Source organism: Mammaliicoccus sp. O-M54 (assembly GCF_022386035.1).
Classification (GTDB): Bacteria; Bacillota; Bacilli; order Staphylococcales; family Staphylococcaceae; genus Mammaliicoccus; species Mammaliicoccus sciuri_A.
Window position 1 is genome coordinate 234956 of the sequence record NZ_JAJNJE010000001.1, and the last position, 13608, is coordinate 248563.

The following is a 13608-nucleotide window of genomic DNA, read 5'->3' on the forward strand; positions in this document are numbered from 1 at the left end:
AGTGAATGAAATTTTTAACTTTTAAACATAAAGATATCACTTCATACGGTGTGAAAGTAAAACGCGAAGAAGCGGTTTGGGATTTACGCAAAGTATTTGCGGACTTTGGAGAAGAAGGTTTTAATCCTAAGACATTATTAGAAGGTTTACAATTAAATATAAATGTTGATTTCCAAGAAGCAGTTCGTAAAGCAGTCGTTAAAGTGGAAGAATCTGCTGAGAAAGACGATTACAAATATAGCTTTGAGGATATCGAGTTTTTACCACCTGTAACACCTACAAATAATGTAATTGCTTTCGGACGTAATTACAAAAAACACGCTGAAGAATTAAATAATAAAGTTAATAGATTATATGTATTCACTAAAGCAGCATCATCTTTAACTGGTGATAACGCAGAAATTCCGAATCATAAAGATGTAACAGACAAGTTAGATTATGAAGGTGAATTAGGCGTTGTAATCGGTAAGCATGGAGAGAAAATCCCACGTGGATTAGCTTTAGATTATGTATATGGTTATACAATCATCAATGACATTACAGATAGAAATGCTCAAAAGGAACATGATCAAGCATTCCTTTCTAAATCATTAACAGGTGGATGCCCAATGGGTCCATATATCGTAACTAAAGATGAGTTACCATTACCTGAAGACGTTAATATTGTCACTAAAGTGAACAATGAAATTCGTCAAGATGGTAATACAAATGAAATGATCTTAAAAATCGACGAATTAATTGCTGAAATTTCTAAATATGTAGCATTGCATCCAGGGGATATCATTGCTACTGGTACACCGGCTGGAGTTGGTGCAGGTATGAACCCACCACAATTTTTACAACCAGGTGATGAAATTAAAGTTACAATTGATGGTATCGGAACTTTAACAACATTCATTAGTGAAAAATAATTAAAGTGATATATAAGAGTACCTTCTAAACCGAGTGTTAGAAACTTGGAATAGGGGGTATTCTTTTTAGTAGGACGAACATTTGAATAAATTGTGAATTATGCGCTAACTTTAATATTAGCTTTTGCAAAAATGGGCTTATTCTAATTGTTCCTATGTTATAATGCTAATGGAAAAGAAATATGAATATTTGGGGGGAACTAAATATGATACATTTCCATATTTTTAGCTGGTTAGTTACGATTATCTTATTCTTCGTTGTCTACATGAAAGTTACAAATAAACCAGTGCATATGGTCTTAAGATTATTCATGGTATTTACTTTAATTTCTGGTTTTGTTATTTTCATGCAAGCTATGGGAATTAACGGTATGCTTTATGGTATTAAATTTATTCTGGGACTTGCAGTTCTTGGTTTAATTGAAGTGACAATTGCTAAGAAGAAAAAGAATAAAAACAGCCAAGGATTATTCATTGCAACAATTGTTGTAATGGTATTAACGATTTTATTAGGTAGTTATTTACCAATGGGCGTATTACACTTTGGTTAATAGCCACTTTAAAATCCATTCATGATTTTGTAATTACAAGACATGAATGGATTTTTTTATTGAATTTATTTATGACAATTTCATGTAGTTCTATCAGTTAAGTAAACGTTTTAGTATAATAGAATTAATTGGGTAATAAAGAGGGTTGAATAAATGAATAAATGGACAAAGATAATCATATCGATTATATTAATCGCACCACTTTTTAGTAGCTATGTTTTTGCGAAAGAGAAAGAATACGAGGATGTTAAATACCCTAGAATTTATAGTTTAGTGGTTGATCGTTTTATGAATGGAAATAACGACAACAATAAGATGATTAAAAATAATAATCAATCGAATGATTTACCACTTGGAGGGGATTTCCAAGGGATTGAATCAAAGCTAGATTATATTCATGATATGGGATTTAATACGATACATATTTCACCTGTCTTTTCACATAATCAGAAAGATTTTTTAGGATATAAAGTGAAAAACTATGATGATATCGACAAAGTGCTAGGTGGAGAGAAAGCATTCAAATCATTAATTGATAAAGTGCATCAAAAAGATATGAAAATCATCATTGATATGCCAGTTACATATACAGATGATTTTAAGCAATCAACAAATGGTGATTTGAATCAAATTCAAAAATCATACTTTAAAAATGATCAATTTATAGATTTGAAGAATAGTGAGAATCAAGGTATTTACAAAGCGAAAGTTAAAAATTTTGTTGATAAATATCATATCGATGGTGTTTCGATGAATATCGTTCAAGATGGTATAGATGCTGAGGCGTTTCTACCAGAAGGATTGGATACATACGGTATCATTAATAAAGACGGTATAAACGCAAAAAACTTTAAACATTTATCGACAAATGGTACACGTACAGCTATTCAAAATGCATTTAAAACTGAAAATACCGAAATTCCTGCTTATAACCAAAAAGGTGAAGTACTCATTGCAGACACTTGGTTTACAGAACGTTTCACAAAACATGCTGCAGATGAGAACAAATTCCCTGGAACACGTATTAAACAATTAATGACATATATGTGGGGATATAAAGGTCCAGTTATGATGAACTATGGTACAGAAATAGCTGTAAATGGTTCAAAAATCGAAACAATCAATCAGCTACAGAACTTTAGAACGGATAAAGAAGTTATAAAATATTTAGAAAAAATTGCTGATACCTTTAAACAATATCAAGAATTGTATGAAGGTAAAGTTAAAGTATTGCCGCATGATAAAGGTACAAACTTGTTTTATTATGACACAAATACAATTGATTATATCTTGAATATTAACGATAGCAGTAAGTCTAAAAAAGTCACATTAGATGATAAGGTTATTGAAAAAAATAAAATGCTATCTGGCCTTATATTAGGAGATAATATTAAAGGTAAAGATAATCGATATGACTTAATTACAGATAGAGAAGAAAGTGAACTATACGCAATTATTAATGAAAGAGGACTGAATAATAGTTATTTAGTTGCAGCAGTACTTGTAATCCTATTATTTGGATTATTTATCTTCTTAGTATCAAGAAGAAGTAAACGACAAAAGAATAATCAATAATATGTAAAGCTGGGACATCCGTGTCCCAGCTTTTATCATTGTTAGAGGTCGTAGGGGTGTGTTTCTGGACCGATAAAAATAAATACCGGTCCAGAAATGAGAAATATGGACCGATAAAAATAATTATCGGTCCAGAAACGGGAAATATGGACCGATAAAAATAAATACCGGTCCAGAAATGAGAAATATGGACCGATAAAAAAATTTACCGGTCCAGAAATGGAAAATATGGGCCGATAAATAAAATTATCGACCCGAAAACAAGATTATCGGACCGATAAATAAAATTATCGACCCGAAAACAGGATTATCAGGCCGATAAATAAAATTATCGACCCGAAAAACATCGTTTTCGGGTCGCTCTATTAAAATTCACATACTTTATTTTGATTGTGCTTTATAACCAATCATATTAACAATATCTTTTGGACTAGAGAATGGTGGTGCATAAGCAATCTCGATATCACGTAGTTCGTCTACAGTTAGGTCTCCTATTATTGCTGTAGCTATAATATCAATTCGTTTATCAGCACCATCTTTACCGACTGCACATGCACGTAATATTTTGCGTGTTACTTTATCAAAATAAACGCGTAATGTAAGTGGTTCGGCACTAGGATAATAGCCAGCATGTTGTTTTTGAGTTTGTTCAACTACATCATAATCATAATTTGAAAGTTCACTTTCTGAAACGCCAACACTACCTAATGCATAATCAAACATTTTTACTATATTTGTACCAAGTAAACCTTTGAAAGTAGCTTTAGGACTTGATGAATTTGATGTAATATTTTCGGCGATTAATGCTGCTGCTCTATGGGCACCCCAAGCTAAAGTGACACTAGTTGGTTTCTTTGTATGTCTATAGAATGTTTCAATCACATCACCTAATGCATATACATCATCTAAATTCGTTTCGAAATATTCATTTACTGGGATATAGCCTTTTTCATTTAATTTAAGTGAAGATGATTTTAACCAATCACTATTCGGTTCAATTCCAACACCCGTAATGACTAAATCATATGATTCTGTTTTACCGGATTTAAAAGTTACTTCTCGTCCTGAAATATCTGCAATTTCTTCATTTAATCTATAAGGAATATTTCGTTTTTCTAACTCATCAAATATAACTTTATTTAAATCTCTATCCATACTTTTATTAATGTGGTCGCTACGATGTATCAAAGTTGTCTCGATATTTCTATTATATAAATTCTCCAAAATTTCTAAACTCACATAACCAGCACCGACAATTAATGCAGATTGGACATTTTCTTTTTGAATAAAGTCTTCTATTTTGTCAGTATCTACTAAGTTTCTTAATGTAAATACACGGTCAGATTGAAAACCTAAATGTCTTGCACGACAACCCGGACTTAAAATAAGTTTGTCATATGCATCTTCAAAAATTTCACCAGTTTCATGATTTTTAATCGTGATTGTTTTTTTAGAATCATTTAATTCAATCGCTTCATGATAAGTTTTAACTGTAATATGTTTTTTCTCTTTAAATTGATCAGGTGTCGCTGATAACATCATATCTCTATCTTCTACAACTTCTCCTAAATAATAGGGAAGGCCACAGTTTGCAAAGCTCATATCTCTATCTTTTTCATAAACTGTAATATCACTATCCGGATCAAGTCGTCGAATTTGCGATGCAACTGTTGCGCCTCCAGCAACTGCACCGATTACGATAATTTTAGCCACTTACCATCACTCCTTATAATAGAATATAGCGACTGTGCCACTACCAGTGTGTGAACATATAACTGGACCAATATTTGAAATGACAACATCTTTAGGTGAAAGATTTGATTGAATCAGTTCTTTAATTTTTTCTGCTTCTTCAATATCATCAGCATGTGTCATATAAATAATGTCATCTGAGTAATCACTATTTTCTTTTTGCATCTTATCTATAATGGCATGCCATAATTTTTTAGAACCTCGATGCTTCTCAATCGGAACAAGTTTGCCTTCTTCAACATGAAGGAGGGGTTTAATATTTAATAAATTACCTAAAAATGCTTGTCCTTTAGAAAGTCTGCCACCACTAGCTAAATAGTTTAAATCTTTAACTGTAAATAGATGTCTAATTTTATCAATTCGCTCTTTAATATAAACGTCAAGCTCTTCAAAAGTATATGACTGTTCAATTTTATCTTGTACATCGAGAATTAATTTGCCGCATCCCATTGATGCACTTAATGTGTCATATATTGTTAAATCAAGGTCTGGGTATGTTTCTTTCACTTGTTCTTTAACTAAACAAGCCGTTTGATATGTCCCACTTAAAGCACTACTAAAAGCTAAGTAAATAGCTTGTTCTTTCTTTTCTGCAACTTCAGTAAATACTTTTGTCATTTGTTCCATAGTAGCTTGATTCGTCTTTGGATGTTTATTGTTTTTAATTGCTGCTAATACTTCTTCGTTTGAGATTTCATATTGATCAACTTTATTTTGATCATCAATGACAATTCCGAAAGGTAAGAAGTAAAATCCTTTTTCTTCAATTTGAGATAACGTTAAATCTGAACCACTATCTACGATCATTTTCATGTAAAAATCCCCTTACATATTTAAGTCAAAATGTTTGTTTAAGTATTTTCCGATACCATCATTATTATTAGTGTCTGTAACTTCTGTTGCAATTTCTTTAAGTTCTGGAATAGCATTTCCCATTGCGATACCATAATTGGCAAATTGAATCATCTCAAAATCATTATCTTCATCACCAAAAGCAATAATATTATCAAAATCTATATCTAAATATTCAGCGACATATTTTACCGCTTTACCTTTGTTAATACCCTTTTTAACAATTTCAATAACAGGAAATGGAGCACCCCAACGACGATGTTCTATAAATTCAGCATAGTGTTTATTTAAATGTCTTTTAATACGTGGAATTTCACTTTCTTCTGCTTGAATTAATAAACTCGTAGGAGATTCAGGTAGTAATTGATCAAGTTCTCCATATTTTATTTCAGGATTGCCCATGCTAAATCCTTCAAATAGTGATTGATCATAGTTGTTGATATACACTTGGTCTTTAACTTCAGCAATAATATTTTTAATATCAAGTTGACTAATATCTTTATAAATTTTGTATGCGATACGCGTATCAAATTGCTCATGTTTCGTTGGGAACCTATTATCTGTTGGATGATGAATATAAGCACCATTGAAATTAATGATAGGGGTATTCATATTCATTGCATTGTAATAATCCACACTTGCTCGATATGGTCTACCAGTTGAAATCATAATTTCATGACCGGATTTTTTTAAATACTGTAATACTTTTTTAGTAAAAGGTGAGATGCGCTTTTCATCGTTTAATAACGTGCCATCTAAATCTAAACAAATTAAATGTTTTTCCATATCGATAACTCCTTACCATTTTTCTTTATGATACATACAATAATATCATATCATTTTCTTTAACCCATGCTTTAAATTTGATATATTATATATAGTAACTTTTAGAATGAGGTGAAAATATGGAAGAAGCAATGAAAGATAGTATTATCGGTGCACTTGAGAATGTAATTGACCCTGAACTAGGAATTGACATAGTTAACTTAGGTCTTGTATATAACGTTGACTTAGACGACGAAGGATTATGCACAGTAGAAATGACTTTAACTTCTATGGGTTGTCCAATGGGGCCACAAATTATAGATCAGGTTAAAACTGCATTAGCAGAATTACCTGAAATTAAAGAAACAGAAGTTAACATTGTCTGGAATCCACCATGGGGCAAAGACAAAATGTCACGTTACGCTAAAATTGCATTAGGTGTAAGCTAATAGTAATCAAAAAGCAGTAGAGCATCATGTTTAGAACATGCAGCTCTACTGCTTTTGTTGTTTATAGTTGCCTTATTCTATCCTACATATAGATAAAGGACAATTTTCACAATTGATGGCTCTCTTTAAATAATCTAAGTCGTGTATGGTGATTTTCTTATGATTGATGGAGACGATTTTCTCTTTCTTTAAATTACTCAACATACGGTTAACACTTTCTCTTGTTACATTACAAAAATTAGCTAATTCATGATTGGTTAAATCTACATTTATCAAAATGTTATTACCATCTTGTATGCCATAAGTATTTGCTAATTTAATCAATATCGAATAGAACGCACCTGTTTTTCCAAGTGTGTAGACATCTCTAATTTGATATTCATTTTTTTCGTTTTCATTTTGTACCCACAGTAACCATTCATATTTAAGCACTTCATCGTTTAAAATGGCTTCTTCGAATTGTACTTTAGGAATACTAAATACGACAGCTGCTTCTTTTACTCTTGCTGAAAGGCTATGTGTCTTTCTTCCACAAAATAATGTTGTCGAACCGAAAATACTATGTCTGCCTAATAGTTTAGTATTAAATTCTTTCCCGTCTTCCATTACGCGATGTGTAATGACTTTTCCCTCTACAATTACATAAATATGATTACATAAGTCTCCAGTATGGTATATATAATGGTGGGCATCAAAATGGTGTCGTTGACCATGTTGAATAATATACTCAATAATTGAAGTTGCTTCTGTATATGTAGTTTGCAAAAGATCACTTCCCCTTATGATTTCAATTATAGTTTACCATAAAATGTCATAAAAAAGGTTTGTAATTTTGGTGCTTTATATTTGTCAAAGAAGGTCAAAAGGTATATAATCAAATTAAGGTCAAAGATAGTCAAACTATTGACCGTTGAAAATTTAAAGAGGTGATACATTTGGATATTAATCAGATGACATATTCCGTACAAAGTGCAATTGAACAAGCACAACAATTATCACAATCATATCAACTACAAAATATTGAAATAGAAGCTGTATTACTTGCAGCATTAAATGAAGATGAAAGTATTTATAAAAGAACGCTTGAAAGAGCAAATATTGATACAGAAATTTTAAAAGATAAATATGAACAAAAGTTAAAACAATATTCTGTAGTTAAAGGTGATAACGTCCAATATGGACAATATATTTCGCCAAAGCTTAATGAATTATTTAATAAAGCAGATAAAATTAAAGAAGAAATGCAAGATGACTATATGTCTATGGAGCATATCTTAAAAGCAGCTATCGAAGTTGACCAAATAACAATCGATATTGTAGGCAATAAAAAAGAAGTCGTTAATGAAATTATTAATAAAATAAGAGGAGGGAATCGTGTGACATCACAAAATCCTGAAGTACAATATGAAGCATTATCTAAATACGGTAGAGATTTAGTCGAAGAAGTTAGAAAAGGGAAAATGGATCCTGTAATCGGTAGAGATGAGGAAATTCGTAATACTATTCGTATATTAAGTAGAAAAACTAAAAATAACCCAGTATTAATAGGTGAGCCTGGTGTTGGTAAAACAGCAATTGTAGAAGGACTTGCTCAACGAATTGTTAAAAGAGATGTTCCTGAATCATTATTAGATAAAACAATTTTTGAATTAGATTTATCAGCATTAGTTGCTGGTGCCAAATTCCGCGGTGAATTTGAAGAAAGATTAAAAGCAGTCTTAAAAGAAGTTAAAGAATCTGAAGGAAGAATTTTATTATTCATTGATGAAATTCATATGCTAGTTGGTGCAGGTAAAACAGACGGTGCAATGGATGCAGGTAACATGCTTAAACCAATGTTAGCAAGAGGTGAGTTACACTGTATCGGTGCAACAACTTTAAATGAATATCGTCAATACATTGAAAAAGACTCAGCATTAGAAAGACGTTTCCAAAAAGTAAATGTTAAAGAACCTGACTTAGAAGATACTATTTCAATTTTAAGAGGTTTGAAAGAAAGATATGAAGTACACCATGGTGTTCGTATTCAAGATAGAGCGTTAGTAGCAGCAACTGAATTATCAGATAGATATATTACAGATAGATTCTTACCAGACAAAGCGATAGATTTAGTAGACCAAGCTTGTGCAACAATACGTACAGAAATGGGTTCTAATCCAACTGAATTAGATGCTGTAAATAGACGTGTCATGCAGTTAGAAATTGAAGAAAATGCACTTAAATCAGAATCTGATCAAAGCAGTCAAATACGTCTAGAAGAATTACAAAAAGAATTAGCCGATGAAAAAGAAAAACAACAACAATTACAAAGTAAAGTTGAACAAGAGAAAGAACAAATCAAATCATTACAAGATAAAAGAGCAGAATTAGATGAAAGTAAACAAGCGCTTGAAAATGCAGAAAATCAATATGATTTAGCTAAAGCAGCAGAACTTAAACACGGCAAGATTCCACAAATAGAAGCAGTATTAAAAGAATTAGAAGAAGCATTTGCTGAAGAAACAGGCTCTGATCATGACCGACTTATAAGAGAAGTTGTAACAGATGAAGAAATTGGTTATATCGTCAGTCAATGGACAGGTATTCCAGTATCAAGACTTGTTGAAACTGAAAGAGAAAAATTACTTAAACTTTCAGACATTCTACATGAAAGAGTTGTCGGTCAAGATGAAGCAGTAGATCTAGTGTCAGATGCTGTTGTAAGAGCAAGAGCAGGTATTAAAGACCCAAATAGACCAATTGGTAGTTTCTTATTCTTAGGTCCTACTGGTGTCGGTAAAACTGAATTAGCTAAGACATTAGCAGCAACATTATTTGATTCTGAAAAACATATGATCAGAATTGATATGAGTGAATATATGGAAAAACACTCTGTTGCACGTTTAATTGGTGCGCCTCCAGGTTATGTAGGTTATGAAGAAGGTGGCCAATTAACAGAAGCGGTTAGAAGACAACCATATTCAGTTATTTTATTAGATGAAATTGAAAAAGCACACAATGATGTGTTTAACGTATTACTTCAATTATTAGATGAAGGTAGATTAACAGATGCAAAAGGTCGCAGTGTTGATTTTAAAAATACAATTATCATTATGACAAGTAATATTGGTTCACAATATTTATTAGATGGTGTTACTGAAAATGGTGAAATTGAAGAATCAGCTAAAAAACAAGTAGACGACAGCTTACATGCTTACTTTAAACCAGAAATATTAAACAGAATGGACGATATCGTATTATTCAAACCATTATCTATTAAAGATATGAGTCATATCGTAGATCATATTATTACAAACTTAAACATTCGATTAGTAGATCAGCACATCAAAGTGAGTGTAGACCAAGATGTGAAAGAGTGGATAGCTGAAGAAGCGTATGAACCACAATTTGGTGCAAGACCATTGAAACGATTTGTACAAAGACAAATTGAAACACCATTAGCAAGATTGATGATCGGTCAAGAATTAAAAGAAGGTACAATAGTAAACGTACACTTAGTAGATGGTGAAGTTAAATTTGAAGTAAATGCATAATAAAGTATCCCGTCATATAATTGGCGGGATTTTTTTTGGTGTTGTGTATAAGGTAGCAAGGAAGTAATTAGCAAGTTAGGTGAGAAGTGCAAATACTGAGGTCGTTATTAGCAGTTTCGGTTAGAAGTGCAAATAGTGGTATCGTTATTAGCAAGTTTGGTAAGAAGTGCAAATAGTGGTATCGTTATTAGCAGTTTTGATGAGAAGTGCAAATACTGAGGTTGTTATTAGCAGTTTTGGTAAGAAGTGCAAATAGTGGGTGCGTTATTAGCAGTTTCGGTGAGAAGTGCAAATAACGAGTGTGTTAGTATCACTTCGGCCGAGATTTGTAATTATAGCCGCTCTTGGTTACAGTTTAACCGAGTTTTGTAACTAACGCCCCCGTTATGAACAAGTTTGGTAAGAAGTGTTCGCAACGCCCTCGTTATGAACAAGTTTGGTAAGAAGTGTTCGCAACGCCCTCGTTATGAACAAGTTTGTCGAGAAGTGTTCACAACGTCCCAGTTATGAACAAGTTTGGCAAGAAGTGTTCACAAAGCCCACATTCACACCATGAATATAATCTAAAAATCATATGGTCTAATATAAACAAAAAATCCCGCCACATAATTGACGGGATTTTTTTATGAATGTTGTGTACTTTGTTTGCCCGAAGAAGATTTACCAACTAATGCATCTAAAAGAATAATAACAACTGTAAAAATGATTGCATAAATAGTTGGACTAACAAAATTTAGCGCTTCATCTGAACCGCCTAAACTATGTAAAACAAAGTTTATCATTTGTGATAATAAGAATGCCCATATAAAAGTTAAGATGTATTGCATTTTTTATCCTCCGTAACTGTTAATGTCATATCATTCATTATAATTAACTTTTTATAAATTGTATACCTTATATGATGAAAACGATTTAAATATTTTTAAAAGTGAGTCCGCGCTTGTGTATAATGGTATAAGTATGTTAAATTAGTACCTGATAATAACAACAGATTATAAGAAGGTGTCAATATAATGGATATTGGTATAAAAGGTTTTGGTGCATATGCGCCTAAACGCGTGGTAAAAAATGAACATTTTGAAAGTTATTTAGATACATCAGATGAATGGATTACAAAAATGACAGGTATAAAAGAAAGACGTTTTGCTGATGATACTGAAGATACAAGTGATTTGGCATATGAAGCTGCGGTAAGAGCGATTGAAGATTCTGGTATGGATAAAGAAGAAATCGAAATGATCATCGTAGCAACGTCAACAGGGGATAAACCATTTCCAACTGTAGCAACTACATTACAGAAGAGATTAGGTTTAAATAAAGTTCCATCTATGGATCAACTTGCTGCATGTACTGGTTTTATTTATGGTATAGTAACTGCACAACAATTTGTACAATCTGGTCTTTATAAAAATGTATTAGTAGTTGGTGCTGATAAACTAACGAAAATTACAGATATGAATGACAGAAGTACAGCTATATTATTTGGTGATGGTGCTGGCGCAGCTATCATTGGTGAAGTATCAGAAGGTAAAGGTATACTAAGTGTTGAACTTGGTTCAGATGGTAATGGTGGACCACACCTATATCAAGATATGGATGCTAATACAATCCAAATGAATGGACGAGAAGTCTTTAAGTTTGCAGTTAGAATTATGGGTGAAGCTTCTACTAAAGCAGTAGAAAAAGCAGGTCTACAATCAGATGACATCGATATGTTTGTACCACATCAAGCGAATATTAGAATTATGGAATCTGCTCGTGAAAGATTAGGTATTTCTAAAGAGAAGATGAGTGTAACTGTAGATAGATACGGGAATACATCTGCAGCTTCAATACCCTTAAGTATTGCATATGAATTAGAACAAGGTAAAATAAAAGATAACGATACAATAGTCCTAGTTGGATTTGGTGGCGGCCTGACTTGGGGTGCCATAACGTTACGCTGGGGTAAATAGGAGGAAATTGGATAATGACAGAGAAAAAACGTGTTGTAATGACTGGTTTAGGTACATTAAATCCTTTAGGAAATGACGTGCCTACAACTTGGGAAAATGCAATTAACGGTAAAAACGGCATAGACGAAGTAACAAGGATTGATGTTTCTGAATTTCCAGCTAAATTAGCGGGTGAATTGAAAGACTTCAATATTGATGATCATATTCCGAAAAAAGATGCTCGTAAAATGGACAGATTCACGCAATATGCAATTGTTGCTGCGCGTGAAGCTTTAAAAGATTCTAAATATGAAATTACAGATGAAAATAGTCATCGTGTAGGTGTTTGGATTGGTTCAGGTATTGGTGGTATGGAAACATTCGAATACTCACACAATATGCTTTTAAAACGTGGTCCAAAACGTGTAAGTCCTTTCTTCGTACCAATGATGATTCCAGATATGGCAACTGGTCAAGTATCTATAGATTTAGGCGCTAAAGGCCCAAATGGTTGTACAGTTACTGCTTGTGCAACAGGTACAAACTCTATAGGAGATGCATTTAAAATCATCCAACGTGGTGATGCTGATGTTATGTTAGCTGGTGGTACAGAGGCACCTATAACAGAAATGGCTATTGCAGGTTTCAGTGCGAATAAAGCATTATCTACAAATCCAGACAAAAATACAGCTTGTCGTCCTTTCCAAGAAGGAAGAGATGGCTTTATCATGGGTGAAGGTGCTGGTGTAGTCGTATTAGAATCATTAGAATCAGCTGAAGCACGTGGTGCACATATTTATGCTGAGGTTGTAGGATATGGATCAACTGGGGATGCATTCCATATAACAGCTCCATCTCCAAATGGAGAAGGCGGTGCTCGTGCAATGCAAGCAGCCATTAAAGATGCTGGTATTAATCCAGAAGATATCCAATATTTAAATGCACACGGTACAAGTACACCAATTGGTGATTTATATGAAGTATTAGCTATTAAATCTACTTTCGGTGATGCAGCTAAGAACTTAAAAATAAGTTCAACTAAATCAATGATGGGTCATTTACTTGGTGCAACTGGTGCAGTTGAATCAATCTTAACGGCTTTATCAATTGAAAATAGTATTGTCGCTCCGACAATTAATGCAAACACACCAGATCCAGAAATCGATTTAGACTATACGCCTAATGAAGCGGCTAAATTAGATATTGAGTACGCTATGAGTAACAGCTTAGGCTTTGGCGGACATAATGCAGTATTAGTCTTCAAAAAATATCAAAAATAGATCATA

The 13608-nt window shown here is 32.7% G+C and carries 12 protein-coding genes; 7 read left to right on the forward strand and 5 right to left on the reverse strand.

Annotated features, from left to right (window positions below):
* Window positions 1–5: 5 nt before the first annotated feature.
* The 3 genes from LQ673_RS01295 to LQ673_RS01305 all read left to right on the forward strand — a co-directional run bounded on the left by LQ673_RS01295 (window position 6) and on the right by LQ673_RS01305 (window position 3037).
* Entirely contained in the window at window positions 6–911 is a 906-nt protein-coding gene (locus LQ673_RS01295) for a fumarylacetoacetate hydrolase family protein (RefSeq protein WP_037588862.1), read from the forward strand.
* Between the two features lie 206 nt (window positions 912–1117).
* Complete coding sequence (locus tag LQ673_RS01300; RefSeq protein WP_037588863.1) at window positions 1118–1462, forward strand: YisL family protein; 345 nt, start codon at window positions 1118–1120, stop codon at window positions 1460–1462.
* 153 nt (window positions 1463–1615) lie between these two features.
* A complete protein-coding gene (locus LQ673_RS01305) occupies window positions 1616–3037 on the forward strand; it encodes an alpha-amylase family protein (protein ID WP_191835736.1) in 1422 nt (473 codons plus the stop codon).
* Between the two features lie 381 nt (window positions 3038–3418).
* Here the strand turns inward: LQ673_RS01305 and LQ673_RS01310 are convergent, their stop codons facing one another.
* The 3 genes from LQ673_RS01310 to LQ673_RS01320 are packed head-to-tail and all read right to left on the reverse strand — an operon-like array spanning window position 3419 to window position 6427.
* Window positions 3419–4750 carry a CoA-disulfide reductase gene (locus tag LQ673_RS01310; protein WP_196308371.1) on the reverse strand — a complete coding sequence of 444 codons (1332 nt, stop codon included), beginning with the start codon at window positions 4748–4750 and terminating at the stop codon, window positions 3419–3421.
* A 6-nt stretch (window positions 4751–4756) separates the two neighbouring features.
* Window positions 4757–5602 (reverse strand): DegV family protein, encoded by an 846-nt coding sequence (locus LQ673_RS01315; RefSeq protein ID WP_191835738.1) that lies wholly within the window; start codon window positions 5600–5602, stop codon window positions 4757–4759.
* A gap of 12 nt (window positions 5603–5614) precedes the next feature.
* On the reverse strand, window positions 5615–6427 hold the full coding sequence (locus LQ673_RS01320) for a Cof-type HAD-IIB family hydrolase (RefSeq protein WP_037588866.1): 813 nt from the start codon (window positions 6425–6427) through the stop codon (window positions 5615–5617).
* 119 nt (window positions 6428–6546) lie between these two features.
* Here LQ673_RS01320 and LQ673_RS01325 point away from each other — a divergent pair, with 119 nt between their 5' ends.
* A complete protein-coding gene (locus LQ673_RS01325; RefSeq protein WP_037588867.1) occupies window positions 6547–6855 on the forward strand; it encodes a metal-sulfur cluster assembly factor in 309 nt (102 codons plus the stop codon).
* A gap of 72 nt (window positions 6856–6927) precedes the next feature.
* Here the strand turns inward: LQ673_RS01325 and LQ673_RS01330 are convergent, their stop codons facing one another.
* Window positions 6928–7620, reverse strand: coding sequence for a Crp/Fnr family transcriptional regulator (locus LQ673_RS01330; RefSeq protein WP_159315239.1), 693 nt, complete (start codon window positions 7618–7620; stop codon window positions 6928–6930).
* A 170-nt stretch (window positions 7621–7790) separates the two neighbouring features.
* Between LQ673_RS01330 and clpB the strand changes: the two genes are divergently transcribed.
* Entirely contained in the window at window positions 7791–10388 is a 2598-nt protein-coding gene (gene clpB, locus LQ673_RS01335) for an ATP-dependent chaperone ClpB (RefSeq protein ID WP_191835739.1), read from the forward strand.
* A 623-nt stretch (window positions 10389–11011) separates the two neighbouring features.
* On the opposite strand, the gene LQ673_RS01340 is transcribed toward clpB, so the two are convergent.
* Window positions 11012–11215, reverse strand: coding sequence for a YjzD family protein (locus tag LQ673_RS01340; protein ID WP_191835740.1), 204 nt, complete (start codon window positions 11213–11215; stop codon window positions 11012–11014).
* A 186-nt stretch (window positions 11216–11401) separates the two neighbouring features.
* Here LQ673_RS01340 and LQ673_RS01345 point away from each other — a divergent pair, with 186 nt between their 5' ends.
* Window positions 11402–12343 (forward strand): beta-ketoacyl-ACP synthase III, encoded by a 942-nt coding sequence (locus LQ673_RS01345; protein ID WP_159315238.1) that lies wholly within the window; start codon window positions 11402–11404, stop codon window positions 12341–12343.
* Between the two features lie 14 nt (window positions 12344–12357).
* A complete protein-coding gene (fabF, locus tag LQ673_RS01350; RefSeq protein WP_037588871.1) occupies window positions 12358–13602 on the forward strand; it encodes a beta-ketoacyl-ACP synthase II in 1245 nt (414 codons plus the stop codon).
* Window positions 13603–13608: the final 6 nt, after the last annotated feature.

Bases quoted from the DNA above. Each gene is read 5' to 3' on its own strand.
- LQ673_RS01315 (WP_191835738.1), bottom strand. From the start codon at position 5,602: ATGAAAATGATCGTAGATAGTGGTTCAGATTTAACGTTATCTCAAATT.
- LQ673_RS01300 (WP_037588863.1), top strand. From the start codon at position 1,118: ATGATACATTTCCATATTTTTAGCTGGTTAGTTACGATTATCTTATTC.
- LQ673_RS01340 (WP_191835740.1), bottom strand. From the start codon at position 11,215: ATGCAATACATCTTAACTTTTATATGGGCATTCTTATTATCACAAATG.
- LQ673_RS01320 (WP_037588866.1), bottom strand. From the start codon at position 6,427: ATGGAAAAACATTTAATTTGTTTAGATTTAGATGGCACGTTATTAAAC.
- LQ673_RS01345 (WP_159315238.1), top strand. From the start codon at position 11,402: ATGGATATTGGTATAAAAGGTTTTGGTGCATATGCGCCTAAACGCGTG.
- fabF (WP_037588871.1), top strand. From the start codon at position 12,358: ATGACAGAGAAAAAACGTGTTGTAATGACTGGTTTAGGTACATTAAAT.
- LQ673_RS01325 (WP_037588867.1), top strand. From the start codon at position 6,547: ATGGAAGAAGCAATGAAAGATAGTATTATCGGTGCACTTGAGAATGTA.
- LQ673_RS01295 (WP_037588862.1), top strand. From the start codon at position 6: ATGAAATTTTTAACTTTTAAACATAAAGATATCACTTCATACGGTGTG.
- LQ673_RS01305 (WP_191835736.1), top strand. From the start codon at position 1,616: ATGAATAAATGGACAAAGATAATCATATCGATTATATTAATCGCACCA.